Origin of the sequence: Empedobacter sp. GD03797 (assembly GCF_029842105.1) — a bacterium.
Taxonomy (GTDB): domain Bacteria; phylum Bacteroidota; class Bacteroidia; order Flavobacteriales; family Weeksellaceae; genus Empedobacter; species Empedobacter falsenii_C.
This window is the reverse complement of the sequence record NZ_JAOCFS010000038.1, coordinates 1-22,361: the sequence shown is the minus strand read 5'-3', so window position 1 is coordinate 22,361 and position 22,361 is coordinate 1. Positions and strand designations below refer to the sequence as shown.

The following is a 22,361-nucleotide window of genomic DNA, read 5'->3' as shown; positions in this document are numbered from 1 at the left end:
TAGTGAATAACTCCAGTATTATAACTAGCTCCTTCATCATATATATAATCCATCATACAATCTTGTAAGATGAAAATACTAGCACTACTCATATTTCTATTCCCTCCGTTAACAGTATTTAAAGCAATCTCATTATAAATATCTGTTGGAGGTGTATTTACCGAATTGTTAGTTGCCATAGGGTCCACGTAATCTGCTGGGCGCAATACACTTGCTGTAAAAGTACGTACAACTGGTGCAAAACTACCAGTAACACTGGTTGCATTGGTATCTGTATGGTCAACCACTGCAGAAAAAATAAATTCTATATGACCTACACCAAAATTAGACTTCTTACCAGTGTATCTTCTTAATACTGGATCATAAGTTAATGTAACACCTCCGTTATTTGATACATTGGTGATTCTTACACCATTTGGTATTTCAAACATTATTGTTACTTCTGCTTCTGAAGAAATAGCATCTGGACCGTTATTCCAAATATTTGAATAAAACCCAAACGCATTACCTTCTGATAAAGATGGATTTATGCCCGAAGCCCCTAAAACATCTGTTATATTAGCTGTTGCTGATAAATCACTTTTTTTAATAGCAACTGTTGTGTTAACTGTTGCTACAGGTCCTTTTATATATGACCAAGTATCTATAGATTTGTCGTTACCAAATCCTTGAGAAAGGTTAGTACTACTTAATGGACTGGTATTGTTATTTTGCTGTCCCCACATATGTCCTCCAGTACCTGTAGGTCCACTAAGCGAACCTGCTACACTTGCATCAAGTGGATTAGGGGCTTTCCCGTTATTGTTTGTGCCAGTAAGTCTTGAAATATCGCTATCATCCCAATAAACACGAAAACGTTCGTCAGAAAGAGGATTGTTCCCGTTCAAAAGTTCTAATACGAGTCCATTAGGATTGATTTCCATATCAATAAATGGGAAATGCACCTCTGCTCCACGTAACTGTACTTTCACTAACACAGAGGCATTAGTTCCTGGAAGATAGTTGTTGTTACCATCCTTACCATCCCAAAATATTTTGTTACTACCTGCAATCGCAGTTCCCGTTAAAGTTCTGGTTGCAAAAGAAGGCGAGCCAGAACTTTCTATTGTAATTGTATAAACCCCTTGCGCATCTGCTGTAAAATTAATATACCCTCCTTTTAATCCCAATTCTCCAATTGTTCCTTCAGCTCCTATAATACTAATATTACTTGCATTTGGAGTAATAGGGGTATTTTTCAACCATGTACTATTATTTGGGACGCTACCATTAGCAGAAGTAGGTAAATCTTGAGCTGGTTGACTATAAAAAATTTTATGTGTTATATTATCCCCTGCATCTGCTGCCAAAGGAGAATGTACAAAAGAAGAAATACCAGTTGTGAAATTTTTACTTTTATAAGAAGGGCTACTATCATTTACGTCAGTCAAAAAACCTTTGTTATTTATAAAAAATGTAAAACCTACACCATTATTCCCGTTATTATTTACCTTATAAATATATCCATCTTTTGTCAGCGCATACATATTTCCATAAAAACCTGTCGTTTGACTACCACTAATGTGTAAATTCATTACATTGGTATAAACTCTTCCTGGCACCCAAGCTCCTGCACTCTCTACAGATACATCCCACGCTGCAATAAGTTCTGAGCTTGTACCTTGCGTCCAGCTATCATTAGCTGCAATATTAGAAACAGCAGGAGTTCCTGTAGAAGATACATTTCCTGTCGGTAAAAATTCTATTTTCCAAACCCCTTCTTCTGCCGTTAAAGCAGTACGGTTATAAGTTGCATATCGATTGCCTCCTGCAGCTTGCGACGCTAATCTTGGACCAGCAAGCTCTGCTGTTTATCGGTTATTCGTCCTGTTGTTCCTGAGGAAGTATAAACAGTACCATTTGGTGCTGTTAATCTAATTATACCATTTCCTATTCCTTGTGCGCTGGAAGCTGTATGCAGTATTTCACCAGCTTTAACGTAAGCATAATGTGTTCCTTCTGTTTTGAAGGGCCATGATCCTACTGTAGATCCTATAGTACCTGTATAAGAGTTACTATACAAAAAAGCACGTCCACCTGTTACGCCATTTGGATATAGATCTTTAGATCCATCTGCGTAGGCGTTACTCCCACAGAGTAAGGCTATTGCAAGAGGTAAAACTTTTCCACCTTGAGAAAGTAGTTTTTTAATATTCATATTATTTAAGTTTGTTTATGTAAGCGCTACATGTTTACACTTTACATTTATATATATATATCGTTCGAATTTTACTTACCATAATTGTAACTAGTTAATTACAGTAACTGAAATTCTGAGTAACCAATACAGAGTAATATTCTAAACCTATCCACTCTGTGTGCTACTAGAAAAAAATAAAAGGATCATATGGTGGTGGACGATTTTTAAAATACGTCACAAGAGTTTTGTGTACAAAGACTTCTTTTCTATATTTATTATTTTCTTCGCTTAGTATGAGAGACTTGTATAGTTCTAGATTATCAGCTGATGTTACAGATATGCACTTATTATTTTGATAAGTTTGTACTGCCATTATTTGTATCCGTTTATCTGAAGAAAGTCGACTACTGGAAGTATTAGAATAATATAATGGCTTTACTTTTTGGGTAACTTCTCTCAACTGTTTTGTTGTTGACGTAGTATTCTTTTCCCTTGATCGAGATTGAGTAATATGTTTCTTCGCTTTTTTCTCGACAACTTTACCAAAATGTATAATCTCAGTATTTTTTAACTGATCAGCATTTGTTATAAATGAATTTCCTTTTATATATAGCTTTGTTTTTTCTGTTTTTGCAGGAGTAACAACATGTAGTAGATGAACATTTCTTATTGTTGTCTTCTCTCCAATATATAAATAAGTTTCACTATTTTTTAGAGAATCATTAACCGATGAATTCCCATACACCTGTGTAGATATAGCCTGTACAATAACACACAAAATACAGGCATACAACTTCATATTAAACTGTATGCCTGAAAATAATAGGTTTATATGACGATTATTATTCATCATCTTGTTTAGTTGGGTATAAAATAGGTTTTAGATTTAGGTTTTCAACTTAACTTACATATGGTTTAATTTTCAGAATAATGAAAATAATCGTTATGCAATTTTAGAACAAAAATGACTTTAGATACAAGTGTACCTATTGCCGTATGAATGAATACAGCACTGTTTTAAAAAACATTTAAAACAATGATTTTAAATGTTATAACTTTCATAAAAAAGGAATATACAATACCTACAAAATGCAGGTTAATTCATGGAAAAGTTCTCCTCTTTTATCCGCCGCTATTTTTTCCATTCACATTTTTTTAGTAATTTAGTTCATGGAAAAAAATATACGAACAAGCCCTCATTTATAATGAAGATCGTACCCGAGATATGATTTTACTTACTGCAGAGAAAAGATATTTAAAACTCATAAAAACGCAACTAGATTAATCCAAAATATTTCTTTCCAATACATTGCTTCCTACATTGGTATTAAACCCGAAAGTCTAAGTAGAATTAGAAGGCAAATCACTTTCTAACATTTGTTAAGTAGAATTCGTTTTAATCTTTGTCTTTTTGTGTCAATTAAAATTAACGAAAATGACAAAATTTGAATATCAATCCGCACTTATTACAGGTGCATCATCAGGAATTGGAAAATCATTCGCTTATTTATTAGCTTCAAAAGGCGTAAACCTCGTATTATCAGCTCGTTCAGAAGATAAACTTTTACAAATCTCCGAGGAACTTAAAGCTGAATTCAAGATTAACGTAGTTTGCATAAAAACTGACTTATCTGAAATTAATGCATCACAACTGATTTTTGATCAAATAGCAAAACAAAATATTTCGATAGATTTATTGATTAATAACGCAGGTATTGGAAAGTGGACAAATTTTTTAGATGAATCAATAAATTCTTATCAGGAAATGATTCAGTTAAATGTTAATTCATTGGTGACTTTGACGCAACTATTTCTGCCTCAAATGTTGCAAAACAAAAAAGGAGGAATTATCAACATTGCTTCTACTGGAGCATTGCAACCTTGTCCCTATATTGCGGTGTACTGTGCGACGAAATCATTTGTTTTAAATTTTTCTGAATCCTTGTATGGAGAATATTTTGATAAAGGCATTACAGTAACAGCGATTTGTCCCGGCAATACTCAAACTGATTTTCAAAAAACGGCTCGGGCAAACACCCAAGGAATGAGTTTTGAAAGTCCTGATGAAGTAGCAAAACAAAGTATAGAAGCACTATTAAAAAGAAAAAATAATAAAATCATAGGATTTAATAACTATTTACAATCTTTCATTCCTCGTTTGCTCTCGAGAAAAATAGTCATCAAAATAGTTAAAAACATGATGGATAAAAAGGTTAATGGATAACAAAGACTGCATATAACATTGGAAACTATTGCACAATTCTAATTTTAGGTACAAAAACACAAAATAGTATAAATAATAACCTCTTTAAAAGCGATTTTTAAAGAGGTTTTTTTTGAGCTGTACAACAACTAGTTTAGTTGAAGAGAGAAGAACTTCTACTCTATTTAATTCGACAAAAGCTGTTTGCTTATGTTATTTTTATTAAATTTACTTAAGGCTCACAGCTCTGGCTTCTTTTCAGTCTAAATTGAAACTTTTCGCCACTGTCACCAAGCCCCGAAAAATTATCTGTAAATTATTAATCAACATTTCGTAGAAATTTATGAAAGAAACAAAATTCAATATTGCAATATTAATTGATGGTGATAACGCACAACCAAAACTATTAAAAGAAACAATTGAAGAAGTTTCCAAGTATGGTAAAGCTACAATAAGACGAATATATGGAGATTGGACTTCTCAGACAATGAGTTCTTGGAAAAGTTTAATTAATCAACATTCAATAAATCCGATTCAAAAATTTTCATATACATCTGGCAAAAATTCAACGGACGGAGCTCTAATAATCGATGCTATGGATATTTTACATAGTAAAAATGTAGAAGGTTTTTGCATAGTTTCAAGTGATAGTGATTATACAGGTTTAGCAAAACGCATAAGAGAAGAAGGATTATTTGTAATGGGAATTGGAGAAAAGAAAACACCTGAATCTTTCGTTCAATCTTGTGATATCTTTACTTACACAGAAAATATAACACCTAAAATTCCAGAAATTCTACCTGAAAATGTAAAAGAAGAAAAACCTAAAGCTAAGGAGTCTAAAGTTGAAAAAATAATAAAAAAATCTATTCCCCAAAAAGCAAGTTTTTTATCTACAAAGGATGAAAAAACTATTTCAAAAGCTTTTGATATTTCAACTGATGAAAATGAAATTGCCTATATTTCTACAATTGGAGCTAATATTAGAAAAATAGATCCTAGTTTCGATACGCGAACTTATGACATTTATTCGTTATCTAAATTATTTGAGAATTTAGAAGAATATGAAGTTATTGAAAATAAGGTTGGTGCTTTAAATCATCCTTTAGTAAAAAGAAAATAAGGGTAACAGTTGCGCAACTCTATGTTTCAGACAAATAACTAAAATATAAAACCTTATTTATATTTTTAAAGTATGTTTTTATTTTTATATAAAAATCTTATAACTTTTTATAAAATACATCTACAAATCACAAAACTTACCCTTGATTGATTCCTTAATTAATCAAAACCAATACCTGACATATAGCTCCAACAAATGCCTATTTATAACTACTTCATCATTTAGAACTACTTTTTATTAAACGATTCAAATGTTTAAAAACTTTGTAAATAATAAAGAGTAAGATGATGAAGAAAGATGATGAATATTTAAAAATATCTGATAATCAAAAAGATAATATCGATATAAATCAAAAAAGACTAGCTAAGAAGGACGAAAAAATTGTAAATTTGATTATAGAGATCATTTTATCTACCACTTTAAAGGAATACTATGAAAAGAGCAATAAGATACCTTAGGTTTAGTCAGCTCGGACAGAGTAATGGTTCAATAGAACGACAAGAACTTTATACTGATCAATGGTTAGAATTTAATGAAGTTAAATTAATAGACACTTTTATTGATCGTGGTAAAAGTGCTCGCACATTTGATCGTCCTGATTTTATTAAACTCAAAGACTTTATTAAGAAACATTACAAAACTGTTGATTATCTTCTTGTCGACCAATTGGATCGTTTTAGTCGCGATGCAGGTGAAGCGATGAGTATGGTGAAATTACTTCAGAAAAAATACAACATTCAAGTTGTAAGCGTTACAGAGGGAATAATCTTCGATTACGACACGCCTGGTAGTTTTTTCAGAGCAGGTTTACAATTACTTCTAGCTGAAGAAGACAACATTAATCGAAGTATAAAGGTGAAAGGCGGTATTTATACTGCTAAAGCAAAAGAGGGACGATTTGTTTTTAAAAATGCTCCTTTTGGCTACAGGAAAATTGGAGAACGAAAAGAACGAAAACTAATTGTAGAAGAAACAGAAGCTAAAATTGTCCGCCATATTTATGACGCTTTTCTTAAAAACACGCCCCTTTATTTGATAAAAGAAGAAGCTAGAAATCTTGGATTTACTACCAAGGGAAATATGGCGATTGAACGTGTTCTAAAAAATCCTGTCTATGCAGGATTATTAAAAGTAGAAGCGTATAAAAATTATCCTGGGGGATTATTTGATGCGATCCATGAACCAATCATCGATAAAGCTTCATGGATGATGGTTCAAGAAAAATTTAAAAATCCAACTAAACAGCGTGTAGTCATAGATGATGAACTTCCTCTACGAGGAATATTAAAATGCCATTGTGGGACACCATTATCAGGAGCACCGTCGAGAGGGAAATCAGGAAAATATTTTTACTATTATAAATGCAGACATTCACGACACAACAACATTAGTGCTATAAAAGCTCATCATCAATTTTTACAAATTTGTGAATTAATGAGCTTATCATCTGTTCAACTCAATAAAATTAAATCTGAAACAAGTAAAACACTTGAAATCGAACTTTCAAACAATAGAAAAAAGGTTATTGAAAAACAAAATCAATTACTAGCAGTTCAAGAGAAATTATTTTCGGTAGAAGAAAAATGGATTAAAAACGAAATAAGCAAGGATACGTATCAACGTTGGTTTTCTAGTTACAATGATGAAATTATGACATTAAAAGGGGCAATAGAGCGATATAGTACTGATCAACAAGTTGCTTTTAAAATCTTAGAAAAGAATCTGAATCAATTAACAGATATGAAGTTTGTTTATTCTAAAGCTAATACTTTACAGAAAAGAGAATTTGTAAACATAGTGTTCGACAGCAATTTATACTATGAAAATGGTATTTATCGAACACCTACAATGATGGATTTATTTTCGAGTAACCATTTGAAAATGAAGGAAGAAAACTTACTTATTTATACAAAAAAAGAGATTCTAAATAATAGAATCTCTTTTAGCGGAGAGTGAGGGATTCGAACCCCCGGAGGTGTGACCCTCAACAGTTTTCAAGACTGCCGCATTCGACCACTCTGCCAACTCTCCAATAACGCAGTTTATTGCGGTATTGCGAGTGCAAATATAGAACGCTTTTTCGAATTTGCAAATCTTAATTTAAAGTTTTTTTAATACAAAAACATAGTTTATTCAGTATCAAATAAATATTTTAAAAAAAATCATACAATTATTACCAAAGCTATCTGAATAAGGAAACCAAGCGTGAAAAACAAGGCTGCAAACTTCAATAAAGTAAAGCGAAATGTTTCGTTTATGATTAATTTATTAACCAATGGTTTCGAGATTTTTTCGTCCAAAAGGTTTTCTACTTTTTTATAGAAAATCAATAATAGAATTATAATCACCATAACAACTGTAAATACCAAAATAGAACTCATCGAATGATAAAACATCATTCCCATCGCCATTCCTAATACAGCTAGTATCAATTGTGGTAATTGATTAATTGCTTTCCGAATCATTTCTTCAGTTTTACTTAACCAATCAGCTCCAAGAATTTCTGGCGCTGCCATCCAAAATGCAACAAATTGTAAAATCAAACCAAGTAAAGTAAAAATTTTTATCATTTCCAAAAATTCAATTATGGTTAAAGATAAAAAAAACCGTTTAAACTAATTTAAACGGTTTTCATATTATTCTTTTCAAAAAAGATTATTCTTCCTCTTCTTCGTCTTCTTTCATCGTGTGATAAACGTTATTTACGTCCTCATCTTCGTCAAATTTCTCCAACAATTTCTCGATGTCAGCTTTTTGTTCTTCTGTTAATTCTTTTGTTGTTTGTGGAATTCTTTCAAATTCTGATGAAATAATTTCATATCCACCTTCTTCTAAAGATTTGAAGATTGTTCCGTAATTCTCGAAAGGTGCAATTAATACAATTCCATCTTCATCCTCAAAAATCTCCTCTACTCCAAAATCAATCATTTCAAATTCTAATTCCTCTAAATCTACATTTTCAGGTTTTTGAATTTTGAAATTACAGATATGATCAAACATAAATTCAACAGAACCTTGCGTTCCTAATTGTCCATTACATTTACTGAAATAAGAACGAACGTTAGCTACTGTACGATTGTTGTTATTTGTAGAAGTTTCAACTAAAATAGCAATTCCGTGAGGTCCATAACCTTCGAAAATAACTTCCTTATAGTTTTCTGTATTTTTATCAGATGCTTTTTTGATTGCGCGTTCGATGTTATCTTTTGGCATGTTAACAGCCTTCGCATTCTGAATCACCGCACGAAGATGAGAATTTGAATGCGGATCAGGTCCTCCTGCTTTTACTGCCATTACGATATCCTTCCCAATTTTAGTAAACGCTTTAGACATTGCCGCCCAACGTTTTAATTTACGTCCTTTTCTAAATTCAAATGCTCTTCCCATTTATACTTGTTTTTATAGCTGCAAATTTATTCATAAAACGAAAAAAATCCAAGAACTATGTCTTGGATTTTTAAGATGTTAATATTTTAGAATGATTATTTCAATCCGTGGTATTTTAACATGGGCTCAATTGAAGGGTTTTTACCTCTAAAATTTTTGTAAATTACATTCAAATCGTCCGAATTTCCTTGAGAAAATACTTTATCTCTCAAAATTTGACCATTTTTACGTGACATTCCTCCATTTTCTATTGTCCATTCGTATGCATCATGATCTAACATTTCTGCCCAGATATACGCAAAATATCCCGCTGCATATCCTCCACCAAAAATATGGCTAAAGTAAGAAGAACGGTAACGAGGCGGAACTTGCGGTAAATTTGTTTTATTATCAATTAAGGCTTGTTTTTCAAAATCATCAACACTTGTAATTGTTTTATCGACAGAAACAGTGTGCCAAGACAAATCTAAAGCCGCAGCAGAAAGTAATTCTGTTAACGTATAACCTTTATTAAAATTAGATGCTTTTTTCATTTTTTCTACCAATGCATCAGGAATCGCAGCTCCTGTTTGATAATGCTTCGCATAATTTTTTAGGATAGATGGTTCCGTTACATAATGTTCGTGAAATTGAGATGGAAATTCCACAAAATCTCTCGAAACATTTGTTCCAGATAAAGTTGGATATTTTTGATTTGCAAAGAAACCATGCAACGCATGTCCAAATTCGTGAAAAGTTGTCACTACATCATCATACGAAATCAACGCAGGTTGACCATTTGCAGGTTTTGTGTAGTTTCCGACATTATAAATAACAGGTTTTGTTCCGAATAAATGCGATTGCTCTACAAGATTACTCATCCAAGCTCCTCCTTGTTTAGAATCTCTTTTGAAATAATCGGTATAAAATAATCCCAACTGAGAACCATCTTCATTAAACAATTCGTATACTTTCACATCTTCGTGCCAAGTTGGAATATCCGTTCTTTTTTTAAATGAAATTCCATACAATTCTTTCGCCATAAAGAAAATTCCATTCTCTACAACTGAATCTAAAACGAAATAAGGTTTCATTTCATTTTCGTCGATATCATATTTCTCTTTACGAACTTTCTCAGCATAATAGTTCCAATCCGCAGCAGTTAATGTATTTGACGGATTTTCTTTCTTCGCTAACGCTTCAAATTCTTTTGCATCTTTTTGCGCCATTGCAGTTGCCACTGGAATCATTTGATTCAAAATTCCTTTTGCTGCTGTTGGATTTTGCGCCATTTGATCTTGCAAATTCCATTCTGCATAATTTGCAAAACCTAATAATTTAGCTTTCTCCGCACGTTTTTTAACCAAAGTTAAAATTGTAGCTCGCGTATCATTTTCGTCTTTTTTCTCTGTTCTAATCCAAGCTGCATCAAATAATTTTTTACGAGAAGCTGCATTAGTCATATTTTGCAACTCAGGTTGTTGAGTTGTATTCAATAAACTGATTAAATATGTTCCATCAGCTTGTTTGAAAGCTTCTAAATCAGCATCACTCAAATCAGCTAATTCTTCTTTTGTAAAAGTAACACCACCAGATTTTGTTCCTTTTAATAATTGATTTGAGAATTTAGTTTCCAAAGAAGCTATTTCTCCATTCAATTTTTTCAATTCATCTTTTTGCGCAGTAGATAAATTTGCTCCAGCCAATTCAAATCGTTGATAATACACATCTAACAAACGTGATGATTCTTTATCTAAATTCAATGATTTTTTATTATCATGTAAAGTTTTTACACGTTGAAATAATTTATCATTCAAATAAATTGCATCGCTATGAGCGGCAAATTTAGGCGACATCTCCTCCTCTACTGCTTGCAATGTTTCGTTTGTATTTGCTCCAGTCAATAATCCAAAAACATGATTAACTCGTGTTAATAATTGACCAGATCTTTCCATTTCGACTAATGTATTTTCGAAAGTTGGTGCTTCAGAATTATTAGCAATTTTATTAATTTCGACTAATTGTTCAGCCATTCCTTGCAACAAAGCAGGTTTGAAATCTTCGTTTTTAATTTTCGAAAAATCAGTAGTTTGATAAGGCAAAGTGCTCACTTCAAAAAAAGGATTTTTATCGTTCCACATACTATTTGTTGACTTTTCGCTACAAGAAGTGGCTAGGATTGACGATCCTACCATCATTCCGTAAAAAAGTTTTTTATTAAACATTTTTATTATTTTTAGACCTAACGAAGTTAAACTTATAATGTGAAATTTCAAAAACATTCTGTTTTTCATTCAAACAATGGAAAATATTTAAGCTAAATCTTAAAAGTTAAATAATTAATAAACCTTACCGAAAAGGTTGAATTTTCTTCGACGAAAATAATTATCTTTGAAAAAGAGTGAGGAAAAATTTCACTCTTTTTTATTACCCTAAAAATCAATCCATTTTGTATTTAGATTTAGAAGAATTAAAATATTTATTAGCCGAAAGTGTTGAAGAATTGCCTAGTTGGGAATCGCACCAAAAGCTTTCACCTCCATATCGTCAAAAATTTGATTTAGAATATGTAAAACGTACCAATCCAAGAAGTGCATCTGTCATGATTTTATTGTATCAAAACGAAGATGGAGAAATTGAATTTCCAGTAACCATGCGTGTTTCTTATGAAGGAGCGCATTCGCATCAGTTTTCTTTGCCAGGTGGACAATTTGAAGAGCAAGATATTAGTTTTGACGAAACTGCTATTCGCGAAACTGTGGAAGAACTTGGTGTAGATTACGAAAACATTGAGATTGTAAGACAATTGAGCGAAATGTATATTCCACCAAGCAATTTCTTGGTTTATCCGTACATCGGAATTTATCATGGAGAACCTCATTTCAACCCTGATGAGCGTGAAGTACAATATGTTGTTCCGTTAAATTTGGAAGCTTTTTTGAATGCTGATTACGAAGTTTTTGAGAGAGAATTTTCTGGTCAAGTTGTCGAAATCCCTGGTTATAATATTGGTGACGATGAATTTCTTTGGGGTGCAACGGCAATGATTTTAGAAGAATTTAAAGATTATCTAAAAATCGTATTAAATTTGTAACTTAAACAATTAAGAACTCGTGTCTCAAAAAGCAAAGAAAAAGAACGCATTTCGCGATTCATTTGGACATCTATATTTCCTAAAAAGGACGTTAATTTTCTTATTAGGATCATTTACCTATAACCGTTATAATGGTTTTAATAAACTAAAAGTTAGCGGTACAAAAAACTTGGTTCATTTACCTGCTCAAAATGTATTATTCGTTTCGAATCATCAAACTTATTTTGCTGATGTTTTTGCGATGTATCATGTATTTTGTAGTGTAAAAAATGGTTTTATTGATACCATCAAAAATCCAATTTATTTACTTAATCCTAAGATTGACTTTTATTACGTTGCCGCTGAGGAAACGATGAAAGATAATCTTTTGACAAAATTATTTGCCTACACAGGAGCAGTAACCGTAAAAAGAACGTGGCGTGCAAAAGGAGAAAATGTAAATAGAAAAGTTGATTTAAGCGAAATTAACAATATCGATATTGCGTTGCAAAGTGGTTGGGTAGTAACATTTCCGCAAGGGACTACGACTGCGTTTGCGCCTGGTCGTCGTGGAACTGCGCATTTAATCAAGAAAAATAAACCAATTGTAATTCCAGTTGTGATTGATGGTTTTCGTAGAGCTTTTGATAAAAAAGGGTTGCGTATTAAAAAACGTGGAATTAATGCGACAATGACATTCAAAGAGCCTTTGGAAATAGATTATGAAAATGATTCGAGCGATGCTATCATGAAAAAAATTATGAATGCAATCGAGCAAGCTCCAGAGTTTAATAAAGTTCGACCAATGGACGAAATTCTTGCTGAAAATAGCGAAAAATCATTAGACGATTATTTGAATGAAGATGACGAAGAGTTTGATGATTTCGAAGAAATGGGCTACGACGAAGAAAATAAAAAAGACTAAAAGAATACAACATACAAAATGAAAAAAGTTCATTTTATTGCAATTGGCGGTAGTGCAATGCACAATTTGGCGATTGCTTTGCACGAAAAAGGTTATCAAGTAACGGGGTCTGACGACGCAATTTTCGAACCTTCGAAAACACGTTTGGATCAACGTGGTATTTTACCAGAAGAAATGGGTTGGTTTCCAGAAAAAATTACAACAGATTTAGATGCTGTGATTTTGGGTATGCACGCTCACGCTGATAATCCTGAAATGTTACGTGCGCAAGAATTAGGTTTAAAAATCTATTCATATCCAGAATATTTGTACGAACAATCCAAAGATAAAACGCGTGTTGTAATTGGTGGTTCTCATGGAAAAACGACGATTACATCAATGATTCTTCACGTTTTGCATTATCATAATATCGATGTTGATTATATGGTTGGTGCACAATTGGATGGTTTTGATGTGATGGTAAAATTGACAGAAGACAACGAATTTATGATTATGGAAGGTGACGAATATTTATCTTCTGCCTTAGATCGTCGTTCAAAATTCTTGTTGTATCAACCAAATATTGCGTTGATTTCTGGTATCGCTTGGGATCATATCAATGTTTTTCCAACGTTTGCAGATTACACTTCTCAATTCTCAAAATTCGTAGAATCTATCGTGAATGGAGGTGCTTTAATTTACAATGAAACAGACGAAGAAGTTGTAAAAGTTGTTGAAGAAACTGAGAAAGCAATCAAGAAATTTCCTTATCATTTACCAGAACATTTTATCGAAAATGGAATCACTTTTATCGAAACAGAAGATGGTCCAATTCCGCTAGAAGTCTTTGGTAATCATAACTTGATGAATTTAGAAGGTGCTCGTGCAATTTGTAAACAATTAGGTGTAATGGATGATGATTTCAATGAAGCAATTCAATCATTCAAAGGTGCGTCTAAACGTTTGGAATTAATTAATCGTACTTCTGATTTTGTTGCTTACAAAGATTTTGCTCATGCGCCAAGTAAAGTAACTTCGGTGACCAATGCGGTAAAAGAACAATATACAGATAAAACAGTTGTGGGATGTTTGGAAATTCATACCTATTCGTCTTTAAATCCTGAGTTTTTGGTTCAATATAAAGGAGCTTTAGATAAAGCCGATATCAAAATTGTGATGTATAGTCCAGAAGCATTAGAAATAAAACGTATGGAAATGATTTCTCCAGAAGATATCAAAAAAGCGTTTGGAGACGATTCGATTTTGGTGTTTACAAATGGTGAACAATTGCAAGATTATATCGAAAGTTTAGATAAAAAAGATAAAGTATTTTTGATGATGAGTTCAGGAAACTTCGGTGGAGTAAACTTGAATGAATTATTTAAAGCATAAAAAATCACCTTTCAAAAAAAGGTGATTTCCACTTAAATATCTATAAAATATAGAAAAAGAGAACTTAATTTTTTAGGTTCTCTTTTTATTTTTTCTCAAATGGTCAAAATAATTATTTTGGGTTTTTGGATTACTTCTTTTCAAATATCAGTAAACTTAGAACTATTTTAAACTTTTTCGGAACTATTAATTTTAAAAACATTATTTTAGAAAAAACAGAGGTGATATAAACTTTTAGTAATACTCTACTCACTTTTGTTAGCTTTCGCCATCAAAAAACACCTCTGTTTTTACTATAAAATTATAGTGACCCTTTTGATAGTAACAAAGATGATAAAAATCGAGATTAAAAAAAGTTTGAAAAGTAGCCTAAAGATGTCCAAAACGGAAGTTATTGTAAACTTTTTCTAAATTGAGTTGGACTAATTTTTAGATGTTTTTTGAAAAAATTTCCGAATGAATATTGATCAGAAAAGTTTAACTCATTCGAAATTTCTGAGATTGTTTTAGTTGTTTCACTCAACAATACTTTCGATTCACGAATCACAACAGAACTGATTAATTCCTTTGTCGTTCTACCCGTTATTGATTTGCAACATTCAGTTAAATATCTAACTGTAATATTCAGTTTATCTGCATAATATTTTGCATCTCTATTTTCTGTATAACCCTTATTTAAGTCATTCAAAAAACGTTTTACAATATCATCTTTTCGCGTTCCTTTTCTTACAATAATGGTTTGTTGTTTTGAAAGTTCGCTAAACGTTGTGTAAACAATCGCATAAAATAAATTGAATTGTAAATAACGCACGAATTTGGTCGATTTCTCTTGCAAACGCAACTTTAATTGCAATAAAAGCTGTATTAAAGCAGAGAATTCTATTTCATTGAAATGATAATTATTGACTCTACTTTCACCAAAAAATTGGTTATATTCATAACCACTCAAATCGATAATCGACGTATCTAAAATCTTTTTGGTTAAGACTAAACTCAACAATTCTAAATCAGATGATTTTGAAATTATTTGATAGGATTTGTTAGGTTCAGGGAAGAAAACATCGTGTTGTTTAAGTTTAATTTCTTGGTCATTTTGAGAAATAATTAAATAACCATGTTGAATAAAAATCGTTTGAATCAAATCTTTTTTCAAACGTTTATTCTCGACAGTTTGCTGAATAAATTCCTCTTGATCAAAAACATTAAAATTCTCCATAAATCAACACAATATTCAGTTAATTTGACACAAATTTTAATCCAATAATAGAGCAGATTAAAGTCGTTAAGAAAAAAACGCGCCAAAAACTTGCCGGTTCTTTAAAAATAAAAATTCCGACCAAAACTGTTCCGACTGCTCCAATTCCCGTCCAAACTGCATAAGCCGTTCCGATTGGTAATGCTTGCGTTGCTTTTACCAACAAAACCATGCTCACCGTTAAGAAAAATAAAAAACCACCATACCATAAATAGGTATCATTTCCGGTTGCTTCTTTTGCTTTTCCAAGACATGATGCGAAACCGACTTCGCAAAATCCTGCAATTAGTAAAATTACCCAATTCATTTTTTACTGATTTGTTTATAAAAATTAAGACTACAAAAAATTGTAGCCTTAAAATTAATTATTTATTTTTTGAATTATTTACCGAAACTATCGCTAAATTCTACTTGACCTTTGATGTGTACTTCGCTCCATGTTTTAGAAACGCCATCTGCACCTTTGTGTAATTCTAAACAAGCCTGATTAAGAGCTTCAATCGCTTTTCCTGTATTAAAATCCATCAAATCAACATCTGTTTCAATTGAAAAAACATTGTTCTCAAACGTCGATTTTACTTCGTATTCTTTAGAAGCATTATTCAACGTTAAATTCAAGAAAGTTTTACCATCTCTGAAATGTAATTGACCTTTGATTTCGCTTGTATTAATCATGTTTCCGAACAAAATATCTTTCAATTTTTGATCACGATCAATTTGATCAGAATTTAATGTAGCAACTGTCGCTATAATATTTGCACCTTCTAAAACTTCTTGAGGCGTTTTTCCATCTTCTTTTGCATCTTTCACCAAAACAACATCAAAACGTCCTGAAACAGCCACTTTTTCTGTCGTTTTATAAGCCGTCCACTCAACTCCAGATTTTCTAATCACTCCTTCTACAATTTCTGTTGGCTCTTCCACTGTAACAGCAGTTTTAGCAGGTTGTTCTACTGGTTTTTCTTCTGTTTTATTCGTACAATTCATCAGCATTACTGATGCACAGCATATAATCGCTATAGATAATTTTTTCATTTCAAACTTTTATGCTACAAAAGTACAACAAGCCAAGACTAATTCACAATTGATTTTTAACATATTCTGAAAAAACTCTACTTTTGTAACATGATAAAAAATCTTCTAAATACATGTTTGATTATCATTTGTTTGCCATTTATCTTAATTTATGAGATTTATTGTTCGGTTTACAAATACAGAAAATAAATTGGTAACTTCGCTTTCAAATTGAAAAGATGAGCGAAAGAATAATAGGAATAATGGGCGCTATACCACAAGAAATAAACGGTGTAGTCAATTTATTAACAAACAAGCAAGAACATAAAATTGGTCGAAGAAGTTATTTTACTGGAGAATTAAACAATCAAAAAGTTGTGGTCGTTTATTCTCGTGTTGGTAAAGTTGCTGCCTCTGCTACAGTTACAACTTTAATCCTTGAATTCAAAGTTTCTGAATTGATTTTTACAGGTGTTGCAGGTGGAATTCATGCTGATGTAAAAATTGGAGATATTGTGTTAGGACAAAGTTTGATTCAACATGATATGAATGCACAACCTCTTTTTCCTGCATATGAAATCCCAATGTTAGGAAAGGCTTATTTTGAGGCTGATTCTTCTCAATTAGAAGTTGCGACAACAGCTATTTTAGAAATTTTAGAAGAACAACATTTGCATAATGTGATTTCTGAAAAAGATTTGGATAAATTTAATATTCATCAACCTCAACTACATGTTGGCTTAATTGGTTCTGGAGATTTATTTTTCTCGACAAATTCTCAGAAAGAAAAATTACAACAAAACTTACCCGAAATGCTTTGTGTCGAAATGGAAGGCGCTGCTGTAGCACAAGTTTGTTATGAATTTGATATTCCTTTTATCATCATCAGAACAATATCAGACGATGCCGACGATCATTCTACATTAGATTTTAATAGTTTTATAGAAAAAATTTCGAATGTATATTCAATAGAGATTATTAAGAACATCATCAAGTAAAAAGTCCTTTAAAAAGGGCTTTTTTATGATGCACACATTAATAAAAAAAATCATCAAAAGATTTGATGATTTGCTTTCCAAATATTTAAAATGGATTGTGGGGAGAGCAGGATTCGAACCTGCGAAGGTTACCCAACGGATTTACAGTCCGTCCTCGTTGGCCGCTTGAGTATCTCCCCGCCTAATAATAAAGTATTCTTCAAAAAAGAAGAGCCGATAGAGGGACTCGAACCCACGACCTGCTGATTACAAATCAGCTGCTCTAGCCAGCTGAGCTACATCGGCGATTTTTTATTTTTGTTTTAAAAGTAAAATATAAACTTTTTTGGAGCCGATAGAGGGACTCGAACCCACGACCTGCTGATTACAAATCAGCTGCTCTAGCCAGCTGAGCTACATCGGCTTTTTAGTGGGGAGAGCAGGATTCGAACCTGCGAAGGTTACCCAACGGATTTACAGTCCGTCCTCGTTGGCCGCTTGAGTATCTCCCCGACCTATATTTTTGTTGAGCCGATAGAGGGACTCGAACCCACGACCTGCTGATTACAAATCAGCTGCTCTAGCCAGCTGAGCTACATCGGCAAAAATATTATTATTTGAATATTTCAAATTGAAAACAGGAGATTCATTTCTCGAAAGAAGTGTTGTTCCTTTTTCGTGGTGCAATATTAGGGCAGTTTTTCGAAACTCGCAAATGTTTTTTCAAAAAAAAGTAGAAGTTTTTTCTAAAAAATCACTTCAATTTTGAAAATCAGAATTTTAGAATTCAAAAAAAATTAAACTTTTTTTCAATAAAAGTAAAAAAGATAATATTCTATTTACATTAGAGTCCCTATTTTTGTAGTCAATTAATCATTAATGCATCTTATCATACAAATTTTGCAACTTTTCGGAGCAATTGCTTTGTTCATTTTTGCGATAAAACTATTAAGCGAAAATTTACAAGCGTTATCTGGATCGAATTTTAAACGTACTCTAAACAAATTAACCAAAAACAATTTATCGACAATTGTTACAGGTACTTTTTTTACAACAGCCATACAATCTTCCTCGGCTGCAAGTGTGTTTATATTGGGATTTGTAAATGCTGGATTGATTAATTTGCGAAAAGCATTTGGTTTGATATTAGGTGCAAATATCGGAACTACGCTTACATTATGGTTGGTCTATTTCGGAATGAAATTCGATTTGATACAAATTGCATTGCCTCTTATATTAGTGGCTTTTCCATTTTATTTATCGAAAAAACGTAATCAAAGAAAAGTAGGTGGAATTTTATTTTCGCTTTCGTTACTTTTTCTTTCGCTTTATTTCCTGAAAACTTTTTTGCCTTCTATCGAAAGTCATCAAAAGTTACAAGAGTTTTTTCAGCATTTATCGAATTATGGTTTATTGACTAATTTGTTATTTATTCTATTCGGAATATTATTAACGGTTTTAGTCCATTTTTCATCAGCATCCATTACGATTGCAATGTTATTAGCGAGCAAAGGTTTACCTATCGAATTAGCTGCAATGATCGTTTTGGGAGCAAATATCGGAACAACTTTTACAGCCCATTTAGTTGCAGCAATTGGTGATAAATACACGAAAGTTGTCGCAGCATTTCATACATTTTTCAATATTGTAATTGCGTTGATTTTTATGTTGATTGCAAATTTTGTTTTAAAATTTATTGGAACAACAATTTCATCAAATATAGCTGTTCAGCTGATTACTTTTGATACGATTAGTAATTTGGTTGGTGTAATTTTATTTACTCCTTTTATCAATAAAATAGCTTTCTATTGTCAGAAAAAATATTTCTCTGTAAAATCTACTGACAATAAATTAGAATTTTATGCGATTCCATTTGGAACAAATTCTGACCTATATAAAAATGAAGCCAACAAAAAACTTCTGAAACTCGCTTCTACAACGAAACAAACGATTTATACGCTTGGACGAATGATTACTGAAAGTGATGAAGAAAAGATTTTGGTTTTTCGTGAACGAATTTTAGAACTGGAAAAAGAAGGCGATCAATTGGAGCGAGAAGTCAATGAATTTTTGAATGAAATTGCTGATTTAGATTTACCAAACGAAAATACAATTGCGATTCATCAACTAATTACACTTTGTCATCATTTGGAAAGTGTGGGCGATATTGCTATTAAGATTTCGTCTATTCATCGTCGTCGTCGTATGACAAATAGTTATTTTACTCCTAAAATGAGAACCTATTTGGTCGAATTTCAAAACAATTTAGATCAAACAACGCGTATTTTAAATCAAAATTTGAACGAAACACAGGAAGAAGTTTCTATCAAACAAGCAGAATTTATCGAAAAAACCATTAATACAATTTACAAAGAAGCCGAAGCTAATTTGATGAAAACGATCGAAAAAGAGAAGCTTTTGACTACAAGTGCGCTTTTCTACAAAGATTTAATTCAGAATTACGAAATTCTTGGTGATCATCTTTACAAAGCTAATGCAACAATTGTTAAGCTAAAAAATCAATAGATTTTTGTAAGTTTAAAGATATAATATTGCGTGGCTACTATATTTAAAATAAAGCTTGAAGAACAAATTATTGGAACGACAGAATTTGAATTTGCAGATGTTCCGATGGGAGTTGTTTATGGCAAAATAAATTTTATAGATATTGAATCTCCTTATTTATTATTCAAAAATTATTGTTTAGCAAATAACATTGAAATTTATAGTGATATAATAGATATTAAACTAATTGATACCGCTATAATTCCAAATCTTAAAATTTATTACAATGATTTTAAAGATGAATTAAAAGGTTGGGGAAGTTCTATTTGTGGTCTTGAAATTTCTGACGACGGAATTGAATTTGAAATTACCTCATATGGTTTAGAATCTGAAACGATGTCAACTTTATTCAAACATCATTTTGATGAATATTTTAAATAATGACTTATCTTGAATTAAATTCGTCAGTTCGAGTGATTTTTAGAAATATCTTTCTAAAAATTGTATCGAGAATTAAGATGAATTTTTAAATACTAAAACCTTATTCTCGATACAAAATTCTAAACGAATTTCACTCGAATTGACGGTTTTATCTATAAAATTATCAAGTCAAAATAATAGCATGCGAAGAAGTTTATCTGAAAAAATAAATTATGATTTGGAGCAAGGTCGAAAGTACAAAGCAACTTTACGATTAAGAAATCTTATCAATGAATTTCCAAATGATTTGACTTTAAGAAATAAACTTGCTGAAATTTACTATGAAAGTGGCTTTTTAGATGAAGCTGGTAAATTTTGGATTTTATCGGAAGAAAGAAATTCAGAAATTGAACGATGTATCGAAATTTACAAAAACTCTGTCAATAATTCTGGAAATCAAATTTTGAAAGACATTGTTTTTCGAGGAGATAAAACTAAATTATCACCTCATCTGCAATCAATTTTGAATGAATTAGAAAAAGATAGTTTCGAAAAGACTAAAAATATTCCCAATTTTCTACCTAAGAAAAATTACAGAGAAGAAAATAATTATAAAGAAACCTTTAAAGATAAACTTATAAAATATTTATTTTTTGGATTTCTTATATTTATAGTTCTATTGATTATACTTGGATTTGTAAAATTAATTGAATGGTTTTAACTTCTAAATTCGCTCACTTCTACTCTATTTTGTAATTTTGCAAAATGTTTGATTCAAAGCAAATTTTTTCTATTCAATCCGAAGAAGATTTCCAAAACGTTGCATTGGAAGTTTTCCGTTATCAAGCGCAAGAAAATGAAGTCTACAAAAACTTCTTAAATTTCTTGAACGTTGATTATTCTACTGTAAAACACACCAACGAAATTCCTTTTTTACCGATTCAGTTTTTTAAGAAATTTGAATTGATTTCGGGAAATCGTGAAGTGGAAAAGGTTTTTACAAGTTCGGGAACAACTGGAATGGCGACAAGTAAACATTTGGTAACGGATTTGGCATTGTATCATTATAGTTTAGAAAAATGTTTCGAGCAATTTTATGGTCCGCTTTCCGATTATACTATTTTCGCACTTTTACCTTCGTATTTGGAGCGAACAGGTTCCTCACTGATTGATATGGTGGAGTATTGGATTGAGAAATCTGGCAGCGATAAAAGTGGTTTCTATTTGTATAATCACGATGAATTGTACGAAAATCTTATTGCACACGAAAAAACGGGCAAGAAAGCAATTTTGATTGGTGTTTCATTTGCTTTATTAGATTTTGTCGAAAATTATAAAATGAATTTGCAGCACACAATTGTGATGGAAACTGGCGGAATGAAAGGTCGCAAGAAAGAAATTACGCGCGAAGAATTGCATTCAATTTTGAAAAATGGTTTCGGCACAAATGAAATTCATTCGGAATATGGAATGACGGAATTGCTTTCGCAAGGTTATTCTCGAGGAGATTTGACGTTTAAATCGCCAAATTGGATGCGAATTTTGATCAGAGAAACCGAAGATCCTTTCCAATATGTTGAAGAAGGAAAAACAGGCGGCGTAAATGTGATTGATTTGGCAAATTACAATTCGATTAGTTTTATTGCAACTGATGATTTAGGTAAAAAAATAACTCACAATCAATTTGAAATCTTAGGACGTTTCGATCATTCGGATGTGCGAGGTTGTAATTTGATGGTGATTGAATAATAAATAAAATCCCGCACTGAGAAATTCAGTGCGGGATTTTTTATTATTTCTTTTTCATTAAAATGACTGTATCCTTATTTCTTTCTGCTATTTTGTTTAAAAATTCTGAATATTCTTTGAGTTCTTTATTGGTTATAATTGCTTGATTAACCAATAAAATATAGGAAATAACAAATTCGTTATTTTTAATTTCTAGATGTT

Annotated in this window: 19 protein-coding genes, 6 tRNA genes and 1 pseudogene; 11 read left to right on the top strand and 15 right to left on the bottom strand. The window is 31.7% G+C overall.

What is annotated here, in order from left to right; translation table 11 throughout:
• The 3 genes and pseudogenes from N5D90_RS16025 to N5D90_RS16015 all read right to left on the bottom strand — a co-directional run.
• A pseudogene (locus tag N5D90_RS16025) lies at window positions 1-1,601 on the bottom strand (hypothetical protein); the annotation flags it as partial.
• Window positions 1,602-1,822: 221 nt separating this feature from the next.
• Window positions 1,823-2,197 (bottom strand): hypothetical protein, encoded by a 375-nt coding sequence (locus N5D90_RS16020; RefSeq protein WP_280063269.1) that lies wholly within the window; start codon window positions 2,195-2,197, stop codon window positions 1,823-1,825.
• Between the two features lie 166 nt (window positions 2,198-2,363).
• The gene (locus tag N5D90_RS16015) at window positions 2,364-3,032 is read right to left on the bottom strand and encodes a hypothetical protein (protein ID WP_280063267.1); all 669 of its coding nucleotides are present in this window, start codon (window positions 3,030-3,032) and stop codon (window positions 2,364-2,366) included.
• Window positions 3,033-3,614: 582 nt separating this feature from the next.
• Here N5D90_RS16015 and N5D90_RS16010 point away from each other — a divergent pair.
• From N5D90_RS16010 to N5D90_RS16000, 3 genes are all read left to right on the top strand, one after another.
• Window positions 3,615-4,403: an SDR family oxidoreductase gene (locus N5D90_RS16010; RefSeq protein ID WP_280063265.1), complete on the top strand. Its 789-nt coding sequence runs from the start codon at window positions 3,615-3,617 to the stop codon at window positions 4,401-4,403.
• Window positions 4,404-4,725: 322 nt separating this feature from the next.
• Complete coding sequence (locus tag N5D90_RS16005; RefSeq protein WP_280063264.1) at window positions 4,726-5,505, top strand: NYN domain-containing protein; 780 nt, start codon at window positions 4,726-4,728, stop codon at window positions 5,503-5,505.
• Between the two features lie 432 nt (window positions 5,506-5,937).
• Entirely contained in the window at window positions 5,938-7,461 is a 1,524-nt protein-coding gene (locus N5D90_RS16000) for a recombinase family protein (protein ID WP_280063262.1), read from the top strand.
• On the opposite strand, the gene N5D90_RS15995 is transcribed toward N5D90_RS16000, so the two are convergent.
• The 4 genes from N5D90_RS15995 to N5D90_RS15980 all read right to left on the bottom strand — a co-directional run bounded on the left by N5D90_RS15995 (window position 7,452) and on the right by N5D90_RS15980 (window position 11,096).
• Window positions 7,452-7,536 (bottom strand) — tRNA-Ser (locus N5D90_RS15995). The genes N5D90_RS16000 and N5D90_RS15995 overlap by 10 nt on opposite strands.
• A gap of 131 nt (window positions 7,537-7,667) precedes the next feature.
• On the bottom strand, window positions 7,668-8,075 hold the full coding sequence (locus N5D90_RS15990; RefSeq protein WP_280063261.1) for a hypothetical protein: 408 nt from the start codon (window positions 8,073-8,075) through the stop codon (window positions 7,668-7,670).
• Between the two features lie 85 nt (window positions 8,076-8,160).
• A complete protein-coding gene (locus tag N5D90_RS15985; protein ID WP_280063260.1) occupies window positions 8,161-8,892 on the bottom strand; it encodes a YebC/PmpR family DNA-binding transcriptional regulator in 732 nt (243 codons plus the stop codon).
• 95 nt (window positions 8,893-8,987) lie between these two features.
• Entirely contained in the window at window positions 8,988-11,096 is a 2,109-nt protein-coding gene (locus N5D90_RS15980) for a M3 family metallopeptidase (RefSeq protein WP_280063259.1), read from the bottom strand.
• Window positions 11,097-11,320: 224 nt separating this feature from the next.
• Between N5D90_RS15980 and N5D90_RS15975 the strand changes: the two genes are divergently transcribed.
• Genes N5D90_RS15975 through murC form a run of 3 tightly spaced genes read left to right on the top strand, consistent with a single transcriptional unit; the run spans window position 11,321 to window position 14,240 of the window.
• Window positions 11,321-11,965 carry a CoA pyrophosphatase gene (locus N5D90_RS15975; RefSeq protein ID WP_180904922.1) on the top strand — a complete coding sequence of 215 codons (645 nt, stop codon included), beginning with the start codon at window positions 11,321-11,323 and terminating at the stop codon, window positions 11,963-11,965.
• 19 nt (window positions 11,966-11,984) lie between these two features.
• Window positions 11,985-12,869, top strand: a complete 885-nt coding sequence (locus N5D90_RS15970; protein WP_038334575.1) for a 1-acyl-sn-glycerol-3-phosphate acyltransferase — start codon at window positions 11,985-11,987, stop codon at window positions 12,867-12,869.
• A gap of 18 nt (window positions 12,870-12,887) precedes the next feature.
• Window positions 12,888-14,240: a UDP-N-acetylmuramate--L-alanine ligase gene (murC, locus tag N5D90_RS15965; RefSeq protein ID WP_280063258.1), complete on the top strand. Its 1,353-nt coding sequence runs from the start codon at window positions 12,888-12,890 to the stop codon at window positions 14,238-14,240.
• Between the two features lie 391 nt (window positions 14,241-14,631).
• Here murC and N5D90_RS15960 read toward each other — a convergent pair whose 3' ends face one another.
• The 3 genes from N5D90_RS15960 to N5D90_RS15950 all read right to left on the bottom strand — a co-directional run bounded on the left by N5D90_RS15960 (window position 14,632) and on the right by N5D90_RS15950 (window position 16,530).
• The gene (locus N5D90_RS15960; RefSeq protein WP_280063257.1) at window positions 14,632-15,456 is read right to left on the bottom strand and encodes a helix-turn-helix domain-containing protein; all 825 of its coding nucleotides are present in this window, start codon (window positions 15,454-15,456) and stop codon (window positions 14,632-14,634) included.
• Window positions 15,457-15,475: 19 nt separating this feature from the next.
• Window positions 15,476-15,802, bottom strand: coding sequence for a multidrug efflux SMR transporter (locus N5D90_RS15955; RefSeq protein ID WP_280063255.1), 327 nt, complete (start codon window positions 15,800-15,802; stop codon window positions 15,476-15,478).
• 74 nt (window positions 15,803-15,876) lie between these two features.
• A complete protein-coding gene (locus tag N5D90_RS15950; protein WP_280063253.1) occupies window positions 15,877-16,530 on the bottom strand; it encodes a hypothetical protein in 654 nt (217 codons plus the stop codon).
• A 218-nt stretch (window positions 16,531-16,748) separates the two neighbouring features.
• Here N5D90_RS15950 and N5D90_RS15945 point away from each other — a divergent pair, with 218 nt between their 5' ends.
• Entirely contained in the window at window positions 16,749-17,507 is a 759-nt protein-coding gene (locus tag N5D90_RS15945; protein ID WP_280063251.1) for a 5'-methylthioadenosine/adenosylhomocysteine nucleosidase, read from the top strand.
• 98 nt (window positions 17,508-17,605) lie between these two features.
• On the opposite strand, the gene N5D90_RS15940 is transcribed toward N5D90_RS15945, so the two are convergent.
• From N5D90_RS15940 to N5D90_RS15920, 5 genes are all read right to left on the bottom strand, one after another.
• Window positions 17,606-17,686: transfer RNA gene (locus N5D90_RS15940), tRNA-Tyr, on the bottom strand.
• A gap of 32 nt (window positions 17,687-17,718) precedes the next feature.
• Window positions 17,719-17,792: transfer RNA gene (locus N5D90_RS15935), tRNA-Thr, on the bottom strand.
• Between the two features lie 41 nt (window positions 17,793-17,833).
• Window positions 17,834-17,910: transfer RNA gene (locus N5D90_RS15930), tRNA-Thr, on the bottom strand.
• A 7-nt stretch (window positions 17,911-17,917) separates the two neighbouring features.
• A tRNA-Tyr gene (locus tag N5D90_RS15925) sits at window positions 17,918-17,998 on the bottom strand.
• 17 nt (window positions 17,999-18,015) lie between these two features.
• A tRNA-Thr gene (locus N5D90_RS15920) sits at window positions 18,016-18,089 on the bottom strand.
• Between the two features lie 276 nt (window positions 18,090-18,365).
• Between N5D90_RS15920 and N5D90_RS15915 the strand changes: the two genes are divergently transcribed.
• The 4 genes from N5D90_RS15915 (at window position 18,366) to N5D90_RS15900 (ending at window position 22,160) form a co-directional block, all read left to right on the top strand.
• Window positions 18,366-20,012: a Na/Pi symporter gene (locus N5D90_RS15915; RefSeq protein WP_280063250.1), complete on the top strand. Its 1,647-nt coding sequence runs from the start codon at window positions 18,366-18,368 to the stop codon at window positions 20,010-20,012.
• A gap of 30 nt (window positions 20,013-20,042) precedes the next feature.
• Window positions 20,043-20,432 carry a hypothetical protein gene (locus N5D90_RS15910; protein WP_280063249.1) on the top strand — a complete coding sequence of 130 codons (390 nt, stop codon included), beginning with the start codon at window positions 20,043-20,045 and terminating at the stop codon, window positions 20,430-20,432.
• A 181-nt stretch (window positions 20,433-20,613) separates the two neighbouring features.
• Window positions 20,614-21,132: a DUF6584 family protein gene (locus N5D90_RS15905; RefSeq protein WP_280063248.1), complete on the top strand. Its 519-nt coding sequence runs from the start codon at window positions 20,614-20,616 to the stop codon at window positions 21,130-21,132.
• Between the two features lie 44 nt (window positions 21,133-21,176).
• Window positions 21,177-22,160 carry an acyl transferase gene (locus N5D90_RS15900; protein ID WP_280063247.1) on the top strand — a complete coding sequence of 328 codons (984 nt, stop codon included), beginning with the start codon at window positions 21,177-21,179 and terminating at the stop codon, window positions 22,158-22,160.
• The last annotated feature ends 201 nt before the right edge of the window (window positions 22,161-22,361 follow it).

Coding starts and splice junctions, on each gene's coding strand:
- N5D90_RS15950 (WP_280063253.1), bottom strand. CDS start 16,530: ATGAAAAAATTATCTATAGCGATTATATGCTGTGCATCAGTAATGCTG.
- N5D90_RS16000 (WP_280063262.1), top strand. CDS start 5,938: ATGAAAAGAGCAATAAGATACCTTAGGTTTAGTCAGCTCGGACAGAGT.
- N5D90_RS15985 (WP_280063260.1), bottom strand. CDS start 8,892: ATGGGAAGAGCATTTGAATTTAGAAAAGGACGTAAATTAAAACGTTGG.
- murC (WP_280063258.1), top strand. CDS start 12,888: ATGAAAAAAGTTCATTTTATTGCAATTGGCGGTAGTGCAATGCACAAT.
- N5D90_RS15915 (WP_280063250.1), top strand. CDS start 18,366: ATGCATCTTATCATACAAATTTTGCAACTTTTCGGAGCAATTGCTTTG.
- N5D90_RS16010 (WP_280063265.1), top strand. CDS start 3,615: ATGACAAAATTTGAATATCAATCCGCACTTATTACAGGTGCATCATCA.
- N5D90_RS15955 (WP_280063255.1), bottom strand. CDS start 15,802: ATGAATTGGGTAATTTTACTAATTGCAGGATTTTGCGAAGTCGGTTTC.
- N5D90_RS16005 (WP_280063264.1), top strand. CDS start 4,726: ATGAAAGAAACAAAATTCAATATTGCAATATTAATTGATGGTGATAAC.
- N5D90_RS15960 (WP_280063257.1), bottom strand. CDS start 15,456: ATGGAGAATTTTAATGTTTTTGATCAAGAGGAATTTATTCAGCAAACT.
- N5D90_RS15905 (WP_280063248.1), top strand. CDS start 20,614: ATGCGAAGAAGTTTATCTGAAAAAATAAATTATGATTTGGAGCAAGGT.
- N5D90_RS15945 (WP_280063251.1), top strand. CDS start 16,749: ATGAGCGAAAGAATAATAGGAATAATGGGCGCTATACCACAAGAAATA.
- N5D90_RS15980 (WP_280063259.1), bottom strand. CDS start 11,096: ATGTTTAATAAAAAACTTTTTTACGGAATGATGGTAGGATCGTCAATC.
- N5D90_RS16020 (WP_280063269.1), bottom strand. CDS start 2,197: ATGAATATTAAAAAACTACTTTCTCAAGGTGGAAAAGTTTTACCTCTT.
- N5D90_RS15990 (WP_280063261.1), bottom strand. CDS start 8,075: ATGATAAAAATTTTTACTTTACTTGGTTTGATTTTACAATTTGTTGCA.
- N5D90_RS16015 (WP_280063267.1), bottom strand. CDS start 3,032: ATGATGAATAATAATCGTCATATAAACCTATTATTTTCAGGCATACAG.
- N5D90_RS15900 (WP_280063247.1), top strand. CDS start 21,177: ATGTTTGATTCAAAGCAAATTTTTTCTATTCAATCCGAAGAAGATTTC.